This is a genomic window from Mycolicibacterium tusciae (assembly GCF_002086795.1).
Lineage (GTDB): Bacteria > Actinomycetota > Actinomycetes > Mycobacteriales > Mycobacteriaceae > Mycobacterium > Mycobacterium tusciae.
In genome coordinates this window covers 145,463-169,415 of the sequence record NZ_MVIM01000009.1, presented here as the reverse complement: position 1 = coordinate 169,415, position 23,953 = coordinate 145,463, and the positions used below count along the sequence as shown (strand labels likewise).

24 protein-coding genes are annotated in these 23,953 nt (G+C 64.9%); 12 read left to right on the top strand and 12 right to left on the bottom strand.

Annotation, left to right across the window (positions count from 1 at the left end; all coding sequences use genetic code 11):
• Positions 1-30: 30 nt before the first annotated feature.
• Together BST47_RS18330 and BST47_RS18325 are read right to left on the bottom strand one after the other, a co-directional pair.
• Positions 31-1,392 carry an APC family permease gene (locus BST47_RS18330; RefSeq protein ID WP_083127026.1) on the bottom strand — a complete coding sequence of 454 codons (1,362 nt, stop codon included), beginning with the start codon at positions 1,390-1,392 and terminating at the stop codon, positions 31-33.
• 37 nt (positions 1,393-1,429) lie between these two features.
• The gene (locus tag BST47_RS18325; protein ID WP_234809764.1) at positions 1,430-2,314 is read right to left on the bottom strand and encodes an IclR family transcriptional regulator; all 885 of its coding nucleotides are present in this window, start codon (positions 2,312-2,314) and stop codon (positions 1,430-1,432) included.
• 53 nt (positions 2,315-2,367) lie between these two features.
• Here BST47_RS18325 and BST47_RS18320 point away from each other — a divergent pair, with 53 nt between their 5' ends.
• Genes BST47_RS18320 through BST47_RS18295 form a run of 6 tightly spaced genes read left to right on the top strand, consistent with a single transcriptional unit; the run spans position 2,368 to position 8,290 of the window.
• Positions 2,368-3,630, top strand: a complete 1,263-nt coding sequence (locus tag BST47_RS18320; RefSeq protein WP_083127023.1) for a sulfotransferase family protein — start codon at positions 2,368-2,370, stop codon at positions 3,628-3,630.
• On the top strand, positions 3,631-4,878 hold the full coding sequence (locus tag BST47_RS18315) for an alkyl sulfatase dimerization domain-containing protein (RefSeq protein WP_083127021.1): 1,248 nt from the start codon (positions 3,631-3,633) through the stop codon (positions 4,876-4,878).
• Positions 4,875-5,615 carry an SDR family NAD(P)-dependent oxidoreductase gene (locus BST47_RS18310; RefSeq protein WP_083127020.1) on the top strand — a complete coding sequence of 247 codons (741 nt, stop codon included), beginning with the start codon at positions 4,875-4,877 and terminating at the stop codon, positions 5,613-5,615. Before BST47_RS18315 ends, BST47_RS18310 begins: the two co-directional genes overlap by 4 nt.
• 13 nt (positions 5,616-5,628) lie before the next feature.
• Positions 5,629-6,600, top strand: a complete 972-nt coding sequence (locus BST47_RS18305; RefSeq protein WP_083127018.1) for an LLM class flavin-dependent oxidoreductase — start codon at positions 5,629-5,631, stop codon at positions 6,598-6,600.
• A gap of 28 nt (positions 6,601-6,628) precedes the next feature.
• Positions 6,629-7,321 (top strand): TVP38/TMEM64 family protein, encoded by a 693-nt coding sequence (locus BST47_RS18300; RefSeq protein WP_083127017.1) that lies wholly within the window; start codon positions 6,629-6,631, stop codon positions 7,319-7,321.
• Positions 7,322-7,351: 30 nt separating this feature from the next.
• A complete protein-coding gene (locus BST47_RS18295; protein ID WP_083127016.1) occupies positions 7,352-8,290 on the top strand; it encodes a R2-like ligand-binding oxidase in 939 nt (312 codons plus the stop codon).
• 77 nt (positions 8,291-8,367) lie between these two features.
• Here BST47_RS18295 and BST47_RS18290 read toward each other — a convergent pair whose 3' ends face one another.
• Positions 8,368-8,769, bottom strand: coding sequence for a Zn-ribbon domain-containing OB-fold protein (locus tag BST47_RS18290; RefSeq protein ID WP_234809771.1), 402 nt, complete (start codon positions 8,767-8,769; stop codon positions 8,368-8,370).
• A gap of 87 nt (positions 8,770-8,856) precedes the next feature.
• Here BST47_RS18290 and BST47_RS18285 point away from each other — a divergent pair, with 87 nt between their 5' ends.
• Positions 8,857-10,050 (top strand): thiolase family protein, encoded by a 1,194-nt coding sequence (locus tag BST47_RS18285; RefSeq protein WP_083127013.1) that lies wholly within the window; start codon positions 8,857-8,859, stop codon positions 10,048-10,050.
• 46 nt (positions 10,051-10,096) lie between these two features.
• On the opposite strand, the gene BST47_RS18280 is transcribed toward BST47_RS18285, so the two are convergent.
• The 6 genes from BST47_RS18280 to BST47_RS18255 all read right to left on the bottom strand — a co-directional run bounded on the left by BST47_RS18280 (position 10,097) and on the right by BST47_RS18255 (position 15,796).
• Entirely contained in the window at positions 10,097-11,761 is a 1,665-nt protein-coding gene (locus BST47_RS18280) for an alpha/beta hydrolase (RefSeq protein WP_207568638.1), read from the bottom strand.
• Between the two features lie 130 nt (positions 11,762-11,891).
• Entirely contained in the window at positions 11,892-12,503 is a 612-nt protein-coding gene (locus BST47_RS18275; protein ID WP_083127011.1) for a carboxymuconolactone decarboxylase family protein, read from the bottom strand.
• Positions 12,500-13,366, bottom strand: a complete 867-nt coding sequence (locus BST47_RS18270; RefSeq protein ID WP_083127010.1) for a TIGR03619 family F420-dependent LLM class oxidoreductase — start codon at positions 13,364-13,366, stop codon at positions 12,500-12,502. Before BST47_RS18270 ends, BST47_RS18275 begins: the two co-directional genes overlap by 4 nt.
• Positions 13,363-14,193: a TauD/TfdA dioxygenase family protein gene (locus BST47_RS18265; RefSeq protein ID WP_083127008.1), complete on the bottom strand. Its 831-nt coding sequence runs from the start codon at positions 14,191-14,193 to the stop codon at positions 13,363-13,365. Before BST47_RS18265 ends, BST47_RS18270 begins: the two co-directional genes overlap by 4 nt.
• Before the next feature lie 5 nt (positions 14,194-14,198).
• Positions 14,199-14,522 carry a hypothetical protein gene (locus BST47_RS18260; RefSeq protein ID WP_083127007.1) on the bottom strand — a complete coding sequence of 108 codons (324 nt, stop codon included), beginning with the start codon at positions 14,520-14,522 and terminating at the stop codon, positions 14,199-14,201.
• Complete coding sequence (locus BST47_RS18255; RefSeq protein WP_083127005.1) at positions 14,519-15,796, bottom strand: aromatic ring-hydroxylating oxygenase subunit alpha; 1,278 nt, start codon at positions 15,794-15,796, stop codon at positions 14,519-14,521. Before BST47_RS18255 ends, BST47_RS18260 begins: the two co-directional genes overlap by 4 nt.
• 113 nt (positions 15,797-15,909) lie before the next feature.
• Between BST47_RS18255 and BST47_RS18250 the strand changes: the two genes are divergently transcribed.
• Positions 15,910-16,836 (top strand): LysR family transcriptional regulator, encoded by a 927-nt coding sequence (locus tag BST47_RS18250; protein ID WP_083127105.1) that lies wholly within the window; start codon positions 15,910-15,912, stop codon positions 16,834-16,836.
• A 101-nt stretch (positions 16,837-16,937) separates the two neighbouring features.
• Here BST47_RS18250 and BST47_RS18245 read toward each other — a convergent pair whose 3' ends face one another.
• On the bottom strand, positions 16,938-17,444 hold the full coding sequence (locus BST47_RS18245) for a nitroreductase/quinone reductase family protein (RefSeq protein WP_083127004.1): 507 nt from the start codon (positions 17,442-17,444) through the stop codon (positions 16,938-16,940).
• Between the two features lie 48 nt (positions 17,445-17,492).
• On the opposite strand from BST47_RS18245, the gene BST47_RS18240 reads away from it, so the two are divergent.
• Together BST47_RS18240 and BST47_RS30755 are read left to right on the top strand one after the other, a co-directional pair.
• Positions 17,493-18,023 (top strand): nitroreductase/quinone reductase family protein, encoded by a 531-nt coding sequence (locus BST47_RS18240; protein ID WP_083127104.1) that lies wholly within the window; start codon positions 17,493-17,495, stop codon positions 18,021-18,023.
• Positions 18,024-18,062: 39 nt separating this feature from the next.
• Positions 18,063-18,218, top strand: a complete 156-nt coding sequence (locus BST47_RS30755; protein ID WP_165799815.1) for a hypothetical protein — start codon at positions 18,063-18,065, stop codon at positions 18,216-18,218.
• 6 nt (positions 18,219-18,224) lie between these two features.
• Here BST47_RS30755 and BST47_RS18235 read toward each other — a convergent pair whose 3' ends face one another.
• Together BST47_RS18235 and BST47_RS18230 are read right to left on the bottom strand one after the other, a co-directional pair.
• Entirely contained in the window at positions 18,225-19,022 is a 798-nt protein-coding gene (locus BST47_RS18235; RefSeq protein ID WP_165799819.1) for an extracellular catalytic domain type 1 short-chain-length polyhydroxyalkanoate depolymerase, read from the bottom strand.
• Positions 19,023-19,196: 174 nt separating this feature from the next.
• Positions 19,197-19,640 carry a VOC family protein gene (locus tag BST47_RS18230; protein WP_083127001.1) on the bottom strand — a complete coding sequence of 148 codons (444 nt, stop codon included), beginning with the start codon at positions 19,638-19,640 and terminating at the stop codon, positions 19,197-19,199.
• Positions 19,641-19,799: 159 nt separating this feature from the next.
• Between BST47_RS18230 and BST47_RS18225 the strand changes: the two genes are divergently transcribed.
• Positions 19,800-20,606 (top strand): SigB/SigF/SigG family RNA polymerase sigma factor, encoded by an 807-nt coding sequence (locus BST47_RS18225; protein WP_083126999.1) that lies wholly within the window; start codon positions 19,800-19,802, stop codon positions 20,604-20,606.
• 68 nt (positions 20,607-20,674) lie between these two features.
• Complete coding sequence (locus BST47_RS18220; RefSeq protein ID WP_234809763.1) at positions 20,675-23,872, top strand: MMPL family transporter; 3,198 nt, start codon at positions 20,675-20,677, stop codon at positions 23,870-23,872.
• The last annotated feature ends 81 nt before the right edge of the window (positions 23,873-23,953 follow it).

The window sequence follows — 23,953 nt, the reverse complement described above, 5'->3', positions numbered from 1 at the left end:
GTCATGGCGACGGACAATAGCCGGTATTGCCTATTGCGCGGGGGACTTTGCGGCCGTGCGCCGCGTTGCCGCGCGCGCCGAGAAATAGAGCACGACACCCGCGGCCAGCAAGATGGCCGCGAAAAGCCAGACCCTCGCGGTCTGTTGGGTGAGCAGCAGGATGCAGGACGCCACCCCGAGCACCGGCACAAAAGTCCACACCCGGAAATGCGAATGCTCGACGGTGTCACGACGCAGAACCAGCACAGCGACGTTGGTTGAGATGAAGACGATCAACAGCAGCAGCACGACGGTTTCGGCGAGTGTCGACAGGTCGCCGACCAGAGTGAGCAGCATGGCCACGGCGGTCGTCGCCACGATCGCGACCCAAGGCGTCCTCCGCTGCGGCAATACGCGGCTCAGCACGTCGGGCAGCAAACCGTGTTCAGCCATGCCATAGGCGAGCCGGCTCGACATGATCATGGTCAGCAGTGCGCCATTGGCGACGGCGACAAGCGCGATCGCGCTGAACAACCAGTTGGGTACGCCGACGCCGGCGGCCGCGACGACCGCGAGCAGAGGTCCCGAGGACTCGGACAACTCACTGGACGGCAACGCAGTCGCACTGGCGATTCCGACCAGGGCATAGATCACGCCCGCAGTGATGAGCGCGCCGAAAAGCGCCATGGGATAGACCTTGCTCGGGTCGCGAATCTCCTCGGCGACATTGGCCGACGTCTCGAAACCGACGAACGAGTAATACGCGACGATCGCGCCGGCCAGAATCGCCAGCGCGGGGGTCGTGCCGTCAGGGAGTTCCAAGGCGCGGCCGGTGTCGCCGCGACCGCCACCAACCATCACCGACACTGCGACGATGACAATGAGCAGACCGGTCAGCTCGATGACAGTCATCACGACGTTGCTCTTGACCGATTCGCTGATTCCGCGGGCGTTGAGGCATGCAACGAGAGCCAAGAATCCGACGGCGGCCGGGATCGGCGGGATATCGACGAAGGTGGCGAGATAGTCGCCGGCAAAAGCCAGTGCGAGGCCGGCGGCACTGGTGACGCCGGCAGCAAGCATGCAGAAGCCGACCAGAAACGACACGAGAGGCTGTCGGTAGGCACGCTCGGCGAAGACCGCCGCACCCCCGGCCTTGGGGTACTTGGTGACCAGTTCGGCGTAGGAGCCCGCGGTCAGCAGCGCGAGAAGAAGAGCTGCGAGCAGCGGCGCCCACAGCATCCCGCCGACGTCCTCGGACAACACACCCATCAGCGCGTAGATGCCCGCTCCCAGCACGTCGCCGAGAATGAAAATGAACAGAAGTGGTCCGGTGATCTTTCGTTTGAGTTTGCCCTCGGCGTCTGCGGTCTCCTCACCGATGTCCGCCTGTGCCGTCGATTCACTGCTCACCGCGCGTACTTTGACAGACCACGGCTGGTCCAAACGTCTAGCCGCTCTCCTCGATCCGGCGGGCGGCAGCGCGTACCGCGGTCCCAATCTTGCTGATCTCCCTGGCGTTGAGTCCGCGGAACGGCGCCGCGGTGATCGACATCGACACCACCCCGTCGGCGTCCCTGACCGGCACCGAGATCGTCGCGACCTGATGGTCGGGGGTGCCGTCGAGCTCGGCGGGTAGGTAGTCGACCAGCGCCAGATCGGCGAACGCGCCGGCCAGCCGCGCGGTGATCTCGTCGGGCTCGCCGTCGGCGGCCAGCGCGCGCAGGGCCGTGTAGACGCGGACGTATTCGCGACTGAGCCGTTCGATCACATACCCGCGCTCACGCACCTCGGCGAGCACTGCGGTCAGCCGCTTGCGCAGCTTGGTCGACGGTTCACCGATCCCGGCAAGCCACGACTTGATGGCCGCCTCCCCGGCCCAGGCCACATAGTCGCGCCCGAACGGCGCCACCAGCGGCATGCGCAGACCGGCCGTGACGCGCGGTGCGGTGAGCGAGTCCCCCACCGAATCCGTCACCACCAGCGTCGCACCCTCACGACGAGCCAGGAAGACCTGCGCGCCAACGGTTTCGGACAGGGATTCCAGCAAAGAGCGGAATTCGCGGTCGTGGGCCGGTCGCGCCAGCGCCCCGATAGCCGGACCACACGAATAGGTCGCCGACGATTCGTGCCTTACGACCCAACGGTGTTGAGCGAGGGTGGCGAGGATGGCGTGACCGGTGGCGCGGCTGATACCCAGACTGCGGCAGATGTCAGCGAGCGAGAAATCCCGCTCCGGATCACCGGCGAGCAGGTGCATCACCGCGACGACGCGTTCGGTCGGCGGGGAGGGCACTTGACGGCCTTTGCTCCCAGCGTCTACGTTCAGCGTCACAATATCGAACAGTATGTCGAATATTCGAATCATGCAATCAACAAGGACCCGCCATGGGCAGGACTGCTGAACTCAGCTTCGACGATCTGACTGCGCCGCAACTGACCGACGTCCAACGCCAGATTCTGGAACACACCGAAAGCCGGCGCGTCGACCTCGACATCGAGCAGATGGTCGGCGAGGCCGTCCTCGAAGCGGGAGCCGACGATTTCGGCGCCGACGACGAGTTCTGGGAGCGGGTCAGAGCCTACGTCGACGCGATCGAGGCCGACGATGGCCTGACGCAGCTGATCCGCGGAACGCTGCGCCAGCGCATCGTCCGACTGCTCCGCAACCGGCTGTCGTTGACGGACCTGCTCAAGCGCCACCCGGAAATCGAATCGATCGCGATCGAGAAACCCTTCATCGTGGTGGGGATGCCCCGCTCGGGGACGACACATCTGGTCAACCTGCTGGCCGCCGATCCACGGCGCCGCGCGCTGCCCTACTGGGAAAGTCAAGAGCCGCTGCCGATCCCGGGCCAGGGCCCCGATGTCAACGGCGTCGACCCGCGGTACACCCGCGCGAAGAACGAGCACGACGCGATGATGATCAGCGCTCCCGCCACCGCCGCCATGCATGACCGATTCCCCGAGGCGATCGAAGAGGAAGTCGAGATCCTCGACCTGGACTTCGCGGGGTATGTCCTGGAATGGCACGCCCGCGTCCCCGGCTGGCGGGACTTCTATCTCAGCCTCGACCAAACCCGGCACTACGGGTACATGAAAAAGGTCCTGCAGGCATTGACGTTCCTGCGCGGTCCCCGTACCTGGGTGCTGAAGTCGCCACAGCACTGCGAGCAACTCGGCCCGCTGATGTCGACGTTCCCCGATGCCACCGTGGCTTTCACCCACCGCGATCCCGTCGCGGTGATCCAGTCCGCGATCACGATGATGGCCTATTCCGACCGGCTCCGCCGCCGCAGCATCGAACCGCAGTGGCTGCTCGACTACTGGGCGGACCGGGTCGAGCGACTGTTGCGCGGCTGTGTGCGGGACCGGGGCCTGGTGCCGGCCGAGCGCAGCGTCGACATCGGGTTTCACCACCTCAACGGCCACGAGATCGATCTGCTCGACGACCTGTACGCACGCGCCGGCGTCGAGCTGACGTCCAGGGTCCGCCGGGCGTTCCAGGCATATCTGGACAGCAACGCGCGTGGCAAGCACGGATCGGTGCGCTATGAGCTGCAAAGGCACTTCGGGGTGTCGCCCGACGAACTACGCTCGCAATTCGCCTTCTACTTCGAACGATTCGACGTGCGACCCGAAGGACACTGAATGAGCGAAGAGCCGATCTACCGCAGTCGTCCTGGCGCTGATGCTCTCGCCCCGGCAGCCGCCGAACACGCCGAGGAAGTCGTACCCGGCGTCTGGTGCTCGCCCGGACTGTCGAACACCTATCTGCTGACCACCGGTGATGGCCGCGTCGTCGTCAACACCGGGATGGGATTCGAAAGCCAAGTCCACCGCACCAATTTCGACGCCGTCGATTCGTCCCCCATCCGCTACATCATCATCACGCAGGGCCACTACGACCACGTCGGTGGCCTCGACACGATGCGCGATCCGCAGACTCAGGTGGTGGCGCAGGCCAACTGGCGTCACTGGCGCGACGACAACGAGCGCCTACTGGCCTACCGCGCCAACAACAGCGCCTTCGCGTTCTCCGACAAGCTCGCCAACGGCATCGCCGCGATCCAGCAGCGGTTCGGAAAGCGGCTCCCGGCCCAGTCCGCACACTCCGCCGACATCGAAGTGGACGACTCGCTGGTACTGACCGTCGGCGGCCGCACCATCGAACTGCTGGCAACACCGGGCGGTGAGACCACCGACTCGATGGTAGCCTGGCTTCCTGAACAGCGGGTGTGCCTGTGCGGCAACACCTTCGGACCGGTTTTCGGCCATATCCCGAATTTCGTCACGATGCGCGGCGACCGGTACCGCGACCCACTGACGACCATCGCCTCGATCGAAAGGGTCCGCGAGCTTCGGCCGGAAGTCCTGATCACCGGACACTTCGAGCCGATCCGCGGCGTCGATCTCATCCACGCCGAATTGACCCGCCTGCGCGACGCGATCGCCTATCTCCACGACCAGACGGTGGAGGGCATGAACGCCGGTAAGGACGTTCACACCTTGATGCGGGAGATCACGCTGCCCGCCGAACTCGAGGTCGGCCAGGGCTACGGCAAGGTGGCCTGGGACGTGCGGGCCATCTGGGAGAACTACTCCGGGTGGTTCCATCACCGTTCGACCACAGAGCTTTACGACATCGGACCCGATGAGCTCACCGTCGACCTGGTCGACCTCGCCGGCGCCGAGCGCGTCGTGGCGCGGGCCGAAGAGCGGCTCGCGGCGGGCCATCCGGTGCATGCGATCCATCTCGCCGAGGCCGTCGTCCATGCCGACCCGACACATATTCGCGCACGCGCCGTCCTCAAGGCCGCCCATGGGGACCTGCTCGCCGCCAGCGCCAACTTCTGGGAATCCGCCTGGCTGACCAAGAAAATCGGAGACTACTCATGACCGCGCGCGCCACCTTCGACTTCACCGGGACAAAGGCACTGATCACCGGCGGCACGAGCGGGATCGGCCACGCCACGGCGACGCTGTTCCGCGACGCCGGCGCAGCAGTGTCCATCACCGGCACCAAGACCGGGCCGGGCGACTACGACACCGACCTCACCGGCATGACCTACCGCCAGCTCATCCTCACCGACGCGGACTCGATCAACGAGTTGGTCTCAGCGACAAGCACATTGGATGTGCTCGTCAACAACGCAGGCGCCAACTTTCCGGGTGGACTCAACGAAGCCGAGCCCGACGGCTTCGACGCATCCGTGGCGGTCAACCTCACGGCGCCCTACCGTCTGACCGTGGGGCTGCGTAAGGCGCTGGCAGCGTCGGGCGGTGCGAGCGTCGTCTTCCTGTCGTCGTTGTCGGCGCTGCGGGCAGTGACCATGGTGCCCGGATACGGCGCGGCCAAGGCCGGCATCGCGAGCCTCACGCACAATCTCGCCGTGAAGTGGGCGCCGCGCGGCATCCGCGTCAACGCGGTTGTGCCCGGCGTGGTCGACACCCCGATGACCGAGCTCGCCCAAACAGTGCCGGAAATCATCGATGCCGAACTCGCCCGAATCCCACTGAGCCGCTTGGGTACACCAGCCGAGATCGCCGGGACGATTGCCTTTTTGTGCACGGAGCAGAGTTCCTACACCACTGGGGCGCTGTTGGTCGTCGACGGCGGATCGACCAGCCAGTGAACGAGGCTTTCCAATGACGATGGCGATCCTACGGTTCAATTTCGCCGCGCCACAAGACGACCCGGCCGCACGCCGCGACCGGATACAGGCGGCGATGGAACTCAGTTCCTGGTCGGAAACACGCGGTGTGAGCGCCGTCAGCTTCGATGAACACCACCAGAGCGGACACGGCTGGAGCTGCAATCCCGTCATGACCGCCGCAGTCCTGCTGTCCCGCACCGAACGCATCGTCGCCAGCGTCGACTGCACGCTGGGACCCCTGTGGCACCCGGTACGGCTCGCCGAAGACATCGCCATGGCCGACACGATCGGTGGCGGACGGTTGATCGTCACAATCGGGATGGGATACCGGGCCGTCGAATACGAGTTGTTCGGAACGCCATTCGAGCAGCGCGGCCGCCTGATGGACGAGCTGTTGGACACGCTGATGTCGCTGTGGTCGTCACCGGATTTCACTCCCGGCCCGTTGACACGCCCCCACCCGACGGTGTTCGTCGGCGGCAGTGTGCGCGCGACCGCGCGGCGGGCCGCCAGACACGGCCTGCCGCTCAACCTGCCCAGCCACCTCCCCGAACTCGCCGATTACTACCGCGAACTGTGCGCCGAGGCAGGACACGCGCCGATCGTCGTCATGCCGCCGTCGCGCAGTCGCGGCATGGTTTTCCTGCACGAGGACCCGGACCGTGCGTGGGCCGAACTCGGCGAGCACTATCTATGGGAGGCGCGCGTCTACTCGGGCTGGGGTGGCGGCGAGGTGCATTCGTTCATGCATGGCGCGGAAGAGATCGAAACCCTTGACGACGTCAAAGCCGCCGGACGGTATCGCTTCATGTCGCCCGAGCAATTGGTCGCGGACGTGAAAGAGAATCCGCACGATCACGTGGTGCTTCACCCGCTCGTCGGCGCCATGCCGATCGAGGAGGCCTGGAAGTCGGTCCAACTGCTGACCGACGAGGTGCTGCCCGCCCTCAAGGGGCGTCGATAGGTCGGCAGCAGGCACAATCGCAGTCAGCATGTCCGATATCGACGAACCACCGCCCGCCTCGCGGCGGCGTCACATCGTGCGCCTTGCCATTGTGGTGGCGTTCCTGCTCGGGTTGTTCTATCTCGTGGCGATCGCCAGGGTGATCGACGTCGAAGCGGTTCGCGGCGCTGTGGCCGCCACGGGTCCGGCCGCCCCCGTCGCCTATGTCGTGGCGTCCGCTCTGCTCGGTGCCGTGTTCGTACCCGGACCGATCCTGGCGGCGGGCAGCGGCGTGCTGTTCGGACCCGTCCTCGGCCTGTTCGTGACGCTGGGCGCGACCGTGGGGACAGCGATCATCGCGAGCCTGATCGGCCGTCGCGCCGGCCGCGTGAGCGCACGCGAACTGCTCGGCACCGAACGGGCCGATCGGCTGGACAATCTGATCGAGCGGCGCGGATTGTGGGCGGTCGTCGGGCAGCGCTTTATCCCGGGGGTGTCCGACGCACTCGCATCCTACGCGTTCGGCGCGTTCGGGGTGCCGCTGTGGCAGATGGCCGTTGGCGCGTTCATCGGGTCGGTGCCGCGGGCGTTCGTGTACACCGCGCTGGGAGCCTCGATCGGCGATCTGAATTCACCATTGGCGTACGTCGCGGTCGCGGTCTGGTGCGTGACGGCCGTCGTCGGCGCGTTCGCCACCCACCATGGCTACCGCAAATGGCGGGCACGCTCCACCTCCCATTGACTGTGACAGCAGTCACACTAGAGTCGGGGCATGGACAGGAACCACTCCGATTCACTCGCCGCGGGCGGCCTCAACTGGGACAGCCTTCCCTTGAAGCTGTTCGCCGGCGGCAACGCCAAATTCTGGGACCCGGCCGACATCGACTTCTCCCGCGACCGAGCCGACTGGGAGGCGATGACCGAGCTCGAACGCGACTGGGCCACCCGACTGTGCGCACAGTTCATCGCGGGCGAAGAAGCGGTCACGCAGGACATCCAGCCGTTCATGGCGGCGATGCGTGCCGAAGGTCGCCTCGGTGACGAGATGTACCTGACGCAGTTCGCGTTCGAAGAAGCCAAACACACGCAGGTGTTCCGCATGTGGCTCGACGCCGTCGGGATGACGGGCGACCTGCAGCACTATCTCGACGATCTGCCTTCGTACCGGCAGATGTTCTACGAGGAGCTACCCAAATCGCTGGACACGCTGGCCACAGATCCCTCGCCGGCCGCGCAAGTCAGGGCCTCGGCGACGTACAACCACGTCATCGAGGGGATGATGGCGCTGACGGGATACTATGCGTGGCACCGCATTTGCGTCGACAACAACATTCTTCCCGGGATGCAGGAGCTGGTCCGCCGGATCGGGGACGACGAACGCCGCCATATGGCGTGGGGCACCTTCACCTGCCGGCGCCACGTCGCCGCCGATGACGCCAACTGGACTGTCTTCGAGAACCGGATGTCGGAGCTCATCCCGTTGGCGTTGCGCAATACCGACGATGCGTTCGCCCTCTACGACGAGATCCCCTTCAACTTCACCATGGACGAGTTCACGGCGTACGCCACCGACAAGGGGATGCGGCGGCTCGGCACCATCGGCAGCGCGCGGGGGCGACCGCTTGCCGAGATCGACATCGACTACTCGCCGGTGCAGTTGGAGGACACCTTCGCCGACGAGGACAGGAAGAGCCTGGCGGCCTCGGCCTAGACGCTGCCGCCGACTACCGTGCCAACGGTGAAGGTCGGCGTTCAGATTCATCCGCAGAACACGACGATGGCGGCTCGCTAGTCAACCCGCGGAGCGAAGACCGGCATGTAGACACTTTCGTCGCCGACGACCTGGTGTTCGAAGCGCACCTCGACGGGAAGGCCCACGTAGACCGAGTCCGGTTCACAGTCAACGATATTCGTCGCGATTCGCAGATCGTCCTGCTCCTCCAGCTCGACGATCGCGATCACGTACGGCACGGGCACACCCGGGTTGAAGGGCTGGTAGTTGACGGTGTACGTGAACACCGTCCCTCGACCCGACACCGGGCGATACTCCAGCACGCCGTCGCAATCCGGGCATTCGGCGGCCAGCGGCGTCACCCACGTACCGCAGGAAGCACAGAAGGGGATTCGGAGCGCTCCCTCGGCTCCCCCGGTCCAGAACGCCCGGTTGTGGTCATCGAGCGCGGGCAGCATCCGCGCTGAGGGTGGGGCGTGGTTGGACATAGCAAGCAACGTACATTCCTAGGGGCTGTCATTACAAAAATAGATGGATGGGTGCCGATGAGCCACTTCGAAAAGGACACGATTGTCAGTGGCCTCGGCATTTCGCGCATCGGCCGCAAGACAGGCATCCCGGGGCTGGAACTGACCATGGAAGCGGTGCGGGATGCGATCGCCGACGCCGGCCTGACGCCCGAGGACATCGACGGTATCGCGACGTTCGGCGACACGCTGCCGTCTGAAGTCGTTGCGAGCCTTGGCAATGACGCCGCCGACGTCGGCGTCGGGTTCGGTACCGGCGGCGTGCTGACTCCGTTCATGTCGGCACTGGTCGCGGTGTCGGAGAAACGGGCGCGACATGTGCTGGTCTATCGGACGGTGCAGATGCTCGGCGGGGCGATGACCGGTTCGACAGCATCACCGCTCCTCGCTCCACTTGCCGACCCGCCGCTCGAGCCTCGGTCGCCCGGGGCACGCAGGAGGCTCAAACCGTTCGAGGACATCAACGTGCTGTTGGCGGCGCACGCGTACTCGGCGGCGAACTGGGTCGCCATGCACTGCCGGCGCCATATGGAGATGTACGGAACGACACGGGAGCAGCTGGGCTGGCTCGCGATCAACAGCAGGCACAACGCCGGCCTCAACCCTCGCGCGGCGTTCCGAGATCCGATGAGCATGGACGACTACCTGACCTCACGCCCTATCTCGACACCGTTGGGCCTCTTCGATTGCGACGTCCCGATCGACGGCGCGATTGCGCTGGTGGTGTCGCATTCCGACTATGCGGCGGACTGCCCGAACCCCGCGGTGAAGGTCGAGGCGGTCGGTGGCGCCTACGGCTCGGACGGCTGGTTCCATCGCGCCGACTTTCCGAAAATGGCGTCCAGTGAGGCCGCGACGGAGATGTGGTCGCGCACCGACCTCACCCCGTCGGATGTGGACGTGGCCGAAATCTACGACGGCTTCACGTATCTCACGTTCGCGTGGCTGGAGGCACTGGGCTTCTGCGGTGACGGCGAAGCCGGGCCATTCGTCGAGGGGGCGACGCGGATAGCGCTCGACGGCGAGCTGCCGTTGAACACCTATGGGGGCCAACTGTCCGCCGGACGCATGCACGGCTACTGGCTGTTGCACGAAGCGTGTCTACAGTTGCGCGGACAGGCCGGCGACCGGCAAGTTGCGCGACGGCCCGAGGTGGCCGTCGCTGCCGCCGGGGGTGGCCCGATCGCCGGCTGCATGGTGCTGACCTGCTAAACGTCCGGACAGCCGCGAAAGTCACGGCAAACTAGATCAGCGCCGGTCAACCTTTGGCGATCACGTCGTGGATCCGTTGCGTCTTGCCCGGGTCCCAGTCCGGTGGGTCGAGAATGTCGACCCAGAGTTCTGCAGCGTCGGGGCCAAAAGCGTGTCCGTATCCGTAAGGAACGTCGGCGGAAAAGATCATGTCCAGGGTCACCTGCCAAAACGTCACGAACGGTAGCCACCTGATCCCCCGATACACGTCGGGGCCCAGGGGCTCACGCAGCCAGTCCGGCCGGTTCAGGAGGAGATCGAACGACCACCAGGTGATCGGGTCGCTGGCGTGTTGCCAGAACACGACCCGTGGAGACTCCCACCGCCCAGGTAGATCCACATCGGTGGCGCGCGAAGCGAACCGGATATTTCGGCCCTCATCGACGACCGGCAGCCTTTCCAAAGACCCGGGATCTCGATTGGCAGTGATCCGCCCCCAGGGCTGCGCGAAGTTCGGTGTACCGACCAACAATGCGCCGTCGGTGCGAGCGACGATGTCTGCTCCGGACGCAAATGCGGCCTGTCCGCCGAAGGAGCCCAGGCTTTCCCCGAACACGACGAGCTTCGGACGGCGCGCTTCGGGCCGGGCCACCCACACCCGGTACACCGCTTCGAACAACGCATGGCCGGCTAGCCGCGGTGTCTCGCGGTCGGCGACAAAGGAAAGAGCGCTGGGCAAGAACGAATACTGCATCGACGCGATCGCGGTGTCACCGCCGTTCACGTACTCGAAGGCGGCCGCCACGTTCGGGTTGACCCAGCCGCGCCCCGTCGTCGTCACCACGGCCAGCACTTTGCGGTCGAAGGCGTGAGTTCGTTGCAGCTCGCTGACCACTCGTTCGGCGATGCCCTCGACGGTGTCTGCAGATTCCCGGCCTGCGTAGACCCGGATCGGGGTGATCGCGGCCGACCCTGTCACTTCCGAGATCTGTTGGGCAGTCGGACCATCCGCGACAAAAGTGCGTCCCTCGCGGCCCAGGCTTTGCCATGACTCCCCCGACGCCGGCGAGCCGGAGCGTTCGGCTGCTTGCGGTTGCGTGACGCCCTCGGCGGTGCTCTTGTCTGCGACCGCGGCTGAACCTTGGGCCACACCGAGTAGGCCGCGCTGCAGCGCGCCGTCGAGCAAGAAGACCACCAGCACCGTGACGGTCACGACCGCGGCAAGCCGCGCGACCGGACCGGGAACGACGCGGCGGCCCCTTGTCGTCAGCCACGCTGTGACAGCCCGCAATCCGCGCGCGGCCGCGAGCAGCGCCAACGCGATGAAGAGTGCGATGAGCAATACCAGGATGTAGAAGGAGCGCTGCGCACGCGGCACACCGACCAGGTCCCGAAGGATCTGCTGCCACCAGGATCCCAGTACCAGGAAGGTGGGCACCACCAGGAGTGCGGCCACGGCCAACACCCGCCAGCCACGGGTCCGCGTCCGCTGCGTCCATTCCGGGCTGACCCCGCACCACCGCACGACCCAGGCGATCGCACAGCCCAGTCCGTAGCCGATCGCAACGCTGATACCCGCCGCGACCCCTTGCAGATACCAAGCCCGGGGCAGCAGCGACGGGCTCATGGACCAGGCGAAGAACAGCAGCGAACAAGACAACCCGACGGGATGAAAGGTGCGCATGAAGCCGCGGAGTCGCAGGACCAAACGGGATGCGCCGTCCACCGACATCGGCGATACCGTCACCCCGGGCGCCTGGACGGCGTAACCGACCAGCAGATCCTGTACATGCGCAGCACGACGTCGCCGCCCTTCATCAGTTGATTCAGGCGACTGTAGTGGATCTGCGATTCGCCGACCCTCAGTGCGGTCCGCTTGTGGTCTCGCTCCTCGGATCGGGAAGCCGAGCACTGCCCGGCGGTGGCACGAGCGCCCATGTATCGCACGCCATCGCCAGCATCGCGTACGTGCCGACGACGAAGATGAGCTCCATCGCCTGATGTGTACCGAGCTGGTCGACGAGCCGCCGCCACGTCTCGGGTGCGGCACGCCCGTCGGCGAGCAGTTCGTCAGTCGCTTCGAGAACCAACCGGTCGACGCCGTCGAATCCGTCGTTGCCTGCCGCAAGAACCGCGATGTCAGACTCCGGCAGACCGCCGGTGGTGGCGACTCTGACGTGCTCCCCCCAGAAGAACGCCGAACGTCGCGTGTGCGCCAGGCGAAGGATCGCCAGCTCGCGCAGGCGCAGCGGCAGCTCGCCACGCTGCAGCAGAAAAGCGTTGTAGCTCAAGAACTCCCGGGTCATCCCCGGGTGACGCGCAAGCACACCGAGGATGTCGAAGTTCATCGGGTCCCGTGGGTCCCCCGAACCTGCGCGCGGCACGTCATCACCCGGTATCCCGAACAGTGCGCCGACCGCGGCGTATTCGTCGTCGCCCCACTCATCCTGGGTCAACGGGGGTAGCAGCGTCACGCCGGCGCTCCGTTCAGACCGTGCAGCTCAGCCAACGCATGGAGCTGTTCGAGGTAGTGATCGAACGACTCGTGAGCGAAATAGGCGAACACCGTCGTCGTGCCGGCCTCGGCCATCTTCTCGAGCGTTTCCCTGGCCGCCTCCGGATCTCCCACCGGATCCAGCGGCTTGCCCGCAGGCAGCACGACCTCAAAGCCGTCGGGGACGTCGCGCGTGCTCAGCCATTCGGCAGCGGTGTCGATGGACACGGCGAACGGGCACCAGCCGTCGGCAAACGTGAGCGCCCGGCGCAACGAGCGTTTCGTGCGTCCGCCCACCCAGATCGGCATATGCGATTGCAGGGCACAAGGGTCGACGGTGAGGCCACCGAAGGTATAGAACTCGCCCTCGTACGCGGGTTCATTGGTCGGCAGCGCAACCCGCAGCGCCCGCAGCGCGTCGTCACCGCGCGCCCCTCGGTCGTCGAACGGCGCGCCGAGCAGGTCGAACTCCTGCTTCAGCGAACCGACCCCGACGCCGAGTATCACCCGCCCCTTGCTGACGTGATCGAGTGTTCCGTAACGCTTCACGATCTCGAGCGGATGGTGATACCCGAGAACCAGTGTCATGGTGGCGAGCCGGATTCGCTCGGTGCGAGCGGCGATGTAGCCCAAGGTGGCCAACGGATCCCAGTAGCGTGCACCGCGTCGTCCGGCCTCGGCGGCGGGTATGCCGATGTGCTCACTGCAGGTCAGAAAGTGATAGCCGAGCCGGTCCGCCGTCTCGGCGACTCGGCCGATGTCCTCGATCGTCGCATCGCGCTCCCACCCGAGGACCGCGCCGCCGACGTTGGTGACCACCGGCGTCGCAATGCCGATTTTCACTGCAGAGGCTCTTCGCCCGCGAGGATCGTGCGATGCATGAGACGTCCACTGTCGACGGGATATTCGAGCACCCGATGCATCGTACCGGTGTTGTCCCACATCAAGAGGTCACCGGGCTCCCACTGGTGACGGTAGACGTACTGCGGTTGGGTGGCCCAGTCACGCAGGCGGGCAAGGAGTCCGCGGCTCTCCTCGACGGGCATGCCGACAACGTAGTCGGCTGTCGCACCGAGCAGCAACGACTTTCGGCCGGACTGATGTGTCCACACAATGGGGCACGTCTTTGTCGGCGACTTCTGCCAGAACGTGATCTCCTCGAAGCTCATCTCGGGTCGGACGTAATACTGCGAGCGTTCCGCACTGTGGACCACGCGAAGATCCGCGATGAGTTCCTTGTCGGACTGCGGCAGGTCGTCATAGGCCGCGTAGGTATTGCAGAACTCGGTGTCGCCACCAGTTTCTGACAGCGTGATGGCCCGTAGCAGGGTCGCGAAGTTCGGATAGGGCTGCAATGATCCGTCGAAATGCCAGAACATCGAGCCCTTCAGATACTCGGCTCGCTGGTTCACGTTCTTGTCGAGCGAGATCTTGTAGATGCCGCTCTCGCCCTCGTTCGCGGGGATGGCGCCGAGGGTCCTGGCGATCGCGACTTGCTGTTCGTCGGTGATGTCGAGTCCACGGAAGAAAACGACGCCGCGCTGCTCGAGAATTGCGCGGATGTGCTGGGCTTGGGAGCCGCTGAGTAGCGTGTCCAGGTCGGTTCTGATCTCGCTACCGATCCGCGGGGTCAGGTCGACGACGTCGAGCTGTGCTGACGTGAGTCCCACGGCGATCAGCTCACTCTCGTGAGAATGGTGGTGGCCGAATGCTTTACCCGCGGCTGCTTCCACAGTTCGACCGCCAACGACACGGTGATCAGCGAGTAGAGCAGGTTGCGTAGGTTCGCGACGTCATCGGGCAACGGTTCGGAGTAGTCGAACTTGTCGACGTAGGTGACCGCTTCTTCGGCATAGGGGAACACCTGGTCATAGAACGCCTGGATCTCCTCCATCGACGAATTCACCCGCTTGACGTAGCGCTGATGCCCGTCCTCGATGGCCCACTCGTCAACCAGGTGTTCGAGTTGCGAGAACTCCGGGGGCAAAAGCGCGCTCATCGGGCCGCCGCCTCGCCCGCCGCCACGTAGTCACCGACCACCTTGTGCAGATGACGCAACAGGATCTCCTCGTCGTTCATCGTGAAATGTGTCAGGGCACCGCTGTTCAGCATCGCCTGCAGGCCCTCGGACGGGCTGGCGTCCTCCAGGATGATGTCGTTGAGGAACGTCATCGTCAGTTCCTGGCCCAACCGTTCCCGATGGGTGGTGGGTGGCTGGTAGTACGCCTCGGTTTCGAAGATGTGCGAATGCGGACCCGTCGGCCAGTGGGTGTGGACCGTGAAACCCGATGCGCCGAAGATCAACACAAAATTCGGGAAGAACTGGAAAGAATCGAATCCGTACTTCTCGGCGCGCGTCGGATTGATACCCGGCGGCATCGGCCCCCGATCGGGTTTCTTGTTCCACGGACCCGCCGCGCTGGCCTCCATCACGCATTCGATCGGCTTGGAGTAGGGCGTCTTCTGCGACGGTTCGCCTGCGAAGGAAAACATCCGGTGCGGTCCCTTCAGCTGGTAGCCCAACGCATCAGTGAACGGATTAGGTTGATCGAACGCCTCTCTGGCTTCTGCGGTGAGCGCGCCGAAGGACGAAGCGTGCAGATAGGGGCCGTGGTAGCTTTCCGCGAACCCATCGACGAAAATCTTCCAGTTGCACTGCAATTCGGCCTTGAACTGATACACCTGATGCGGCCCGTCGAAGGGATAGCCCTCCAGACCGTGTGCCAGTTCCCCGAGATACGACCGCAACGACTCGGTGTTGTGCGGGTTGAGATTGATGAAGATGAACCCTTCCCACACCTCGCACTGAATGGCGGGAACCCGGCAACTGGCGGCGTCGAAGTCGAGCAGCAGATCCTGACGCGTCGCCGAATGCAGCGAGCCATCCAGCTTGTAGCGCCAACCGTGGAATCGGCAGTACAGCAGCGGCGCGCGGCCCTGGACCTCCCGGAAGGGATCGTCCTCCCAGAGCATCTTGTTGCCGCGGTGCGGGCAGATGTTGTGCATAGCGCGGATCACGCCGTCCTTGCCCCGGACGACGATGACCGACGTGTTGAGAAACCTCAGCTCGCGGGTGAAGTAACTGCCCGACTTCGGCACCCGCTCCACCCGGCCCACATAGAGCCACGTTTTTTTGAAGACGTGTTCGCGTTCCTTCTCGTAGAACTCCTCGGAGACGCAGTCTTGCAGTGACACCGGGCCGCGGCCGAGTTCGGGATAGGCGTCGGTCCAGTGTCCGCTTTCGGGTTTGGTCACCAGGCTGTCGTGACTCATGAGGCCCTCCTCATACTTCGGCCCCGACTACAGATGCGCCGACGCTAACAGCTGCGGAAATGGTCAAAACAGATGCAGAAGCGCAACACCCTGTTGCATATTTGGAACAGCTGATGGAACAGAACCTGCCGTTCGACCTCGACGCCCTGCTGGTATTCGGCAAGGTCGTCGAGTGCCGCAGCCTGTCGAGAGCGGCCGCGCTGCTCGGCACGCCCAAGTCCACCGTGAGCCGCAAGCTGACCAAGCTGGAAGCCGACCTCGGCATCAAGCTGCTGCGGAAGAACACGCACCAGCTCACGGTCACCGACCTCGGCGAGCAGGTCTACAGCCACGCCGTGAACATTCTGACCGAGGCCAACGGCGTGCGCGCCCTGGTCGAGGGCAGCAGACAAGAACCGCAGGGCGAGCTGAAGGTTGCGATCCCGATCTTCCTCGGTATCGACTACGCGTCGCGCGTCGGTGCCGCGTTCCTGCAGCACTATCCCCAGTCGCGATTGGACATCCGACTGGTGGACAACCTCGTCGACCCCATCAGGGACGGATTCGACGTCGTGTTCGGCACCGCGCCACTCCAGGATTCGACGCTGATCGCCCGGAAGGTGTTCAGCCTCAAGCTCTTTCTCTGCGCGACGCCCGACTTCGTGCAAAAGTTGCCCGAACCGATCACCGACCCGACGCAGCTTGACGCCCTCCCATTCATCGACTTCGGCTTCGGCGGACCGCGAAAATTCACCGTCACCAAACAGAAGCGCCGTTACGAGCTGTCACCGCAGGTGCGGGCGCGCGCAAACAACTTTCAGGTGTGCAAGCAGTACATCTTGCAAGGACTCGGCATGGGACCCATGCCCACCCAGATCATCTGCACGACCGAATTGCGCGAGGGCAGCATCGTCCCCGTCCTGCCGGAGTGGCAGCTCGAGGCGATGGACGTGCACATGATCTATCCATTCGAGCTCTCGTTCTCGACTCTCATCAGCGCGTTCTACGAAACCGCCTGCGAGATCATCGTCGAGAACGAGGCACGTAGCCAAGAAGGCTGAATGTTCACTCACGTCCACACCAATCGCTTTCAACGTTATGCGGTGAAAGTACGAAGTGAACCTCTGCATTTCGTTGATAGCGATGAGGTAGTCGAGCAGACCTACGACGACTGAAGGTCGGACTCCTCGAACACGTCGATGGGCGTGACAGGAGTCATCATGACCACCGGGATGTGCCGCGTCGTCGCCCGTTGATAGCTCAGATACGGCGGATACACATGTGACATGAAGTCCCAGATCCGGTGCCGCTCTTCACCTTCTGGCTCACGCCACGTCGCCCGGAACGCCTGGGTAGCGATCTGCAGGTCGACCTCGTCATGGGCACGCAGGTTGTGGTACCAGTCCGGGTTCTCGTCGGCTCCGCCCTTGGACGCTACGATCACCACCTCACCTGCAATGTCGCCGTAGATCAACGGAACGATCTGAGTCCTACCCGACTTGCGGCCCTTGACCCTGATCAGGCAGTGCGTCGTGAACGTATGGCCGCCGACGTCGCTGATGTCCATGACGTGGCCTTGCGCGCCACCGGAACGCAGGTACGTGTCGCGGTGTTTGGCCATCCAGTCGCGGCGTTCCTGTCGAATGGCCGCCGCGGATTCGTTGCTCATTGCGCTTCTTCCTGATGGGCTGGTCTGGACATACATACCATGGCGATCATGACCGATCTGCTGAATGGCATCCCGAGGGTCGACCCCACGGCCGACCCGCCATGGACGCTGCGAATCGTCGCCCGTGTCCTCTCGACGGAGCTCGGTTCCGTTGTCCATCGTCGCGTCATGGCGCCGCTCGACGGGCCGCTGGGCCGCCTGACCCGCGGTCGTCTGCATTTCGGCAAGGGCACGATTCCGCTTGTCGTATTGCGCTCGACTGGAGCCAAATCCGGCGTAGAGCGTGATGTGCCGCTGGGATATTTCACCGACGGCGACGACGTCATTCTCATCGCCTCGAACTACGGCCAGGCCCACCACCCGAGCTGGTACTACAACTTACTGAAAAACCCGCAGTGCCAGTTGTTCCCGGAAGGCCGTACCGATCGCGGTGGTCACTTCGTGGCCCGCCTGACCGAGGGTGCAGACCGTGACCGCCTGTTCGACCTCGCGGCGGGCTATGCCGCCAACTTCGCGTCGTATGCGGTGAAGACCGACGGCGTCCGCACCATCAACGTGTTTCGCCTGTCCCCGGCGTAACCGCGTTTAGTAAACGCGATGCCGGGAGAACCTCTGCGCATGTCGCAGACCAACGATCCGCCGTCGACGCCGAAGGACGCCACCAAAGCGACCGACGACCAACGCGAGATCCAGGACCAGCTCGACCACCAGGACGACGACCCCGATGCCCCCGGCGGGCATCAGACCAAGGATCAGGTCGCCGACGAAACCTAGATCAGATCACCTGCCGTGGGTGGCGAAGAACTGGCCACTCGCGAACGACGCGTCCAGCCAGGTGTGACCACCGCCGTCGATCTGGATGAACGACACCTCGGTGCCGTCGGCGCAGCCGGCCGCGGTGAACCGGTGTACAGAGGGCGACGGGGAGTCCTCGACGGGCGCTGGGCACCCATCCAGTTCGCGCCAGCGCTGCGCCATCGCCGGCGCGGACACGATGTCGCTCGCTCCGCCGCGCCCCACCATCGGGCCGCCGTTGAACGGCACGACGTTGTCTGCGGTTCCGTGAATGCTCAGGACGGACACCGGTTGCGATGGATTGCACGGGGACGCCGAGCCGAGCGTGCCTGCGACGGGCGCGACCGCGGAGAAGACGTCCGCGCGCGAGCAGGCCAGCCGGTTGGCCATGAAGGCGCCCGCCGACATTCCGGTGGCGAATACGCGGCCGGGGTCGATGCCGAAGTCCTGCGTCAGCCGGTCGGCGAGCGCGACGAGAAAGCCCACGTCGTCGACGCCCTGCCGGTCGGGAACCGATGCGCCCCGTCCATCTGCCCAGCTGAGGTCCACGCCCTCGGGGTAGACCACGACGAACCCGTGCTGATCGGCGACGGCGTTGTAGTTCGTCATCGCCGCTTGAGCACCGGCGGTCATTCCGGCCCCGTGCAGGTTGATCACTAGCCCGGTCGGCTGCTCGAGTCCCGGGGGCACGTGGACGAGATAGTTGCGCTGCAGCCCGCCGAAGTTCAGGCCGTCGGGGAAGTCCCCGGTCGGCACCGCGGAGGCGTGAGCACCACTGAACATGAGAAGAGCCAGAAGGACGGCGGCCAGCGGTGCCGTCGTGCGCCCGATCAACCGCAATTCAGCTCTCCCTGTCGCAACATGACACCCGACAGTAGGGACCCTCATTGCGACTGCGCAAATAGCCGACATCCACGTGACGGTGAGATTCCCTGCTAGAAGGGGCGCCAGCCGCGGTCAACCGACGGCAAACAGCTCGAGCTGGATGTTGTCGGGGTCGCGGAACACCACCGTCGCAAATGGGAACGGCTGGTCCCCGGATCTGATGCCCGAGTGTTCGATGCCGAGTTCGTCCAATCGCGCCGTCCAGGATTCGAGGTCGTCGCGCGAAGCAACGTTGAGCGCCACATGGTCCAGCCCGGTGCGGGCCTCGTCAAAGGCCTGGCCGTCGTTTCCGGTGTTGGTGTGCAGCCCGATCACGACGCCCGAGCGCGGTTCGACGAGGAGTTCGCCATAGCCGGTGTCCTCGCATCCATAGTGCGGGAACTTCATCGGTACCCGCTCAGCTCCGAGCAGGCGCTGGTACCAGGCCAGGCTGGCCTCGAGGTCGGTGACGGTGATGGAGAAGTGGTGGATCCCGGTCACGCCGGGCACTGGTCGTTCACTCACGTCGGGCTCCATTCGGATGGTCTACCAGGATGACCCTTCATACCTGGGCCGATGCAGGCAATTGGAGTCGGGTGGTTTCGGCAGTCCGCCCTTTGGGTACAGCTTTCCCGCACGAGAGGTTCAGATCCGAGCCGCATCATCACAATGGCAACCGGATAGGGGCCACTTCGCGTGTCTGAACATACTTCTTCCGAGTACGCCGATCTCACCGACATGTTTCGCCGCTTGGCGACCCTCGATGAAGGTTCGGCCGCATACCGCCGTCAGCGCGACGAGATCATCGAGCGCGGACTGCCGATCGCCAATCACATCGCCCGTCGCTTCCGCAATCGGGGCGAGCCGAACGACGACCTCGTACAGGCCGCACGGGTGGGGCTGGTCAATGCCGTCAACCGATTCGACCCCGAGAACGGCGCGGACTTCCTGGCCTTCGCCGTGCCGACGATGATGGGCGAGGTCCGCCGCCACTTCCGCGACTACGGATGGGCCGTCAAGGTCCCCCGCCGCCTGAAAGACCTCCAGGGCCAAATCGTCAAGGCCCGTGGCGCGCTGTCCCAGGACCTCAATCGGGCACCGACCGCCACGGAGATCGCGAAGTACCTCGACATCGACCGCGAATCGGTGGTCGAAGCGACGATCGCGAGCAGCAACTACTCCACGCTGTCGACTGACGTGCAGGCCGGTCCGGACACCGACTTCCGGCCCATAGGGGACACGATCGGCGAGGTGGATCCCAACATCGACAAGGTGCTCGCCCTCGCGACCGTCCGTCCATTGATCGCTGCCCTGCCCGAACGCGAACAACGGGTGCTGAGCCTTCGCTTCTTCGACAACCTCACCCAGACGCAGATCGCCGAGCGGATGGGCTACTCACAGATGCACGTATCGCGGCTCATCGCCAAGGCCCTCGCCACGCTGCGTGACCAGGTTCGCGAAGCTGACGAGGCAATCACGAGCAGGGCCGCAGTACCCGCCTGAGCAGTACACATACCCGGCCGCAGCCCGCCCTTTAGAAAGTGCCAAGGGCGAAGCCGGACCCTGTCGTCATGAACGAGGTCGGGTTTCGTCCGCTGGTCGCAAAGGTAATGCAGAGTAGTTCGGCGAACGGCGGCGCGCTGACGCGGTTGGCCGCCTTCACCGTGCGCTCCCCCAAGCTGGTTCTCGCAGTCCTGGCGCTCCTGCTCGGTGTCAGCATCGTGATCGGCGGCGGCGTCTCCGACAAGCTCGCTGTGGGCGGCTACAACGCCCCGTCATCGGAGTCGACCCACGCCGCCGAGGTCATGGATCAGAACTTCGGCACCACCGCGAACCTGGTGATCCAGGTGCTTCCGCGGGAAGGCACCGTCGACAGCCCCGAGGTCGCCGACGTGGCCGACCAGGTCAACGACCTCATCAAAGCCGAGCCCGAGGCGAAAGTCCTCCGATCGTTCACCGACCCCGCGGCCACCGACCTGCGCAGCCATGACAATCGCTCCGGCTTGATGCTGGTGCATGTCAGCGGAACCGCGGATGAGGCGGCCGACACCGCCAAGCAACTGGTCGCCGACCTGCCCTCCAACCCGGACGTCGCGGTGCGCGCCGGCGGCACTCTTGGTGTCCAGCAAGAAATCCGAGCCAAAGTCAAGAAGGACCTCTTGGTCAGCGAAAGTATTGCGCTGCCGGTCTCGATGGCCGTGCTCGTCATCGTGTTCGGGGGGCTCATCGCCGCATTCCTGCCGATCGTCGTCGGCATCACGTCGATCGTCACGACGCTGCTCGTGCTGGTACTCATGACGCGCGTCACCGAAGTCTCGACGCATGCCCTCACCGTCGCGACGGCCTTCGGTCTCGGGTTGTCCATCGACTTCGGCCTGTTGATGGTGTCGAGATTCCGCGAAGAACGCGACAGCGGTAAGGAACACCAGGCGGCGATCGTCGCGACGGTGGCCACCGCGGGCCGCACGATCATCTTCAGCGCGGCGACGGTCACCCTGGCGATGTTGTCGCTGCTGGTGTTCCCCACGTATTTCCTGCGCTCGGTCGGCATCGCCGCGAGCGCCACCGTCATGCTGTCGGCGTTGAGCGCAATCATCGTGCTGCCCGCGATGCTGTCGCTGCTGGGAAAGCGCATCGACTCACTGGCCATCATTCGACGGAAGACGCCTCCGTCCGCGGACTCCGCGTTCTGGCGGCGGTTCGCCGCGGCGGTCATCCGCCGCCCGCTCCTCTACGCCTTGCCCGTCGTCGTAGTGCTGATCGGTCTCGGGGTTCCTTTCCTGAAAGTGCAGTTCACCAATCCCGATGAGCGCGCGCTGCCCACCGACTCGAACGCGCGGCTGGTGGCCGAGTCGTTACAACGGGACTATCCGCTGGACCCCTCTCAGGCGATCACCTTGGTGACGCAGAACAACGCCGACGCCCTGGAAACGCTTGCCGCCGATGTCTCCCAGATGCCCGACGTGGTACTCGTCAACGGATCCGCCGGCAAGTTCGAGCGCGGCGCGCAGGTCGGCGAGGCCCCGCCCAGTGAAAGTGACGGCGCGGCCTATGTGTTGGCATATCTTGCGGTGGACTCGGATTCCCAAGCGGCGGAACAGCTCGTGCACGACATCCGCGCGAAGATCACCGACAAGCAGGTCGAGGTGGGCGGACCGTCGGCCACGTTGATCGACAGCCGGTCGGCGATCGCACAGCGGCTGCCGTGGGCGATCGGATTGATCGCGGTATTCACCTTCATCCTGCTGTTCCTGTTCACCGGCAGCGTCGTCGTCCCGGTGAAGGCGCTGCTACTGAACCTGCTGGTGCTGTCCGGAGTCCTCGGCGTCATGACGTGGATCTTCCAGGACGGGCATCTGTCGTCGCTGCTCGGATTCACGCCTGCGCCGTTGAATTTGTCGATGGTGGTTCTGCTCTGCGCCATCGCGTTCAGCCTCTCGGTCGACTACGAGATCTTCCTGCTGAGCCGCATCAAGGAGGCCCGAGACTCGGGTATGTCGAACGACGAGGCCATCGTCGTCGGACTTGGCCGGGTTGGCCGAATCGTCACCAGCGCAGCACTTTTGCTGACCATCACACTGCTCTCGTTCGCCAACGGAATGTCGTTCATGAAGATGTTCGGTATCGGAACGGCGCTGGCTGTCGTGATCGATGCGACGATCATTCGCGGCGTCGTCGTACCGGCATTCCTGCGTCTGGCAGGAGAACTCAACTGGTGGGCGCCGAAACCGTTGCGGTGGCTGCACTCCCGCATCGGTATCAGCGAGGCGCTGTCCTTCGCCGTGGAAGAGGCGACGATCGAGGTGCCCAGGCCCGCTGTTCTATCGCTGAACTCAATGCATGCGGCGCCTCCAGTCCGCACGCCGGCCGAACTTGCCCGCCGGGTCCAGGTCGTCTCCGGTCAGCATCTGGTTGCGAACGTGAACGGCATCGTGATCGTGGTGGCCAACCGCATGTCGCTGGCGCAACAGGCGATGGCCGCTCAGCAGATGTCGCACCTCGTCGAGATCGTCCGGCGGAGCGAGCCCGCGATGTTGTCGTATGCGTTCTCGCAGCTCGCCCAGAGCGGCACGTGGAGTCGCGATCTCGCGGAGGTCGGCATCGTCATGCCCACCGAAACGGGCCTGGAGATCTTCTTGTGCGGCGGTGTCTCGGTGGCGCTCGACGACGGTACGGGGGTCACGCTGATCGAGGGGCGCAACCGCTGCCTGCACCAAACCGTGCGGACGCCCGGCGTCGCCGCGGTGGTCACGGTCGACGAACTGGGTAAGCGGCCCGCCCTTCCCGCTCCGGACCAAAACGCTGTCTACTCGATGTCCGACGGCGTAGTGCCGGGGCGTGGCGCGGTGGTGTGGACGACGGAGGCCGTGGCGACGACACGACCCGTGCGACGCGTGGTCCTCGATGACGACTCCCGGATCGAGGTCGACCGTGACTGCGTCGTCGGTCGCTATCCGCACGACTCGGATGCGGCGCGGCAGGGTCTTCGTCCGGTGTCTGTCTACGACCGCTCGGGCCTGATGTCCCGGGCGCACATGGAGATTCGGATCATCGACGGCGAGTTGTTCGTCGTGGACCGGGGCTCGACGAACGGCGTATTCATCCGTGAGCCTCGACAGGACGGGTGGATGCGTGTCGACCCGTGGCGGCCCACGGCCTTCCGGGACGGCGCCTCGGTGCGCGTCGGCGGTCGGACATTTCGGGTGCAGCCCCAGGCCAGGCCGCAAGAGCAGCGCGAGCAGCCTCGCGTGCCCGCCATGTCGGTCTAGAACGCGACGCCTGTCGTAACCCCCCTCGGATCGCCGAGTATGGGGTTGCAGGGTGTCGTCGCGATGAGTTTCACCCTCCGG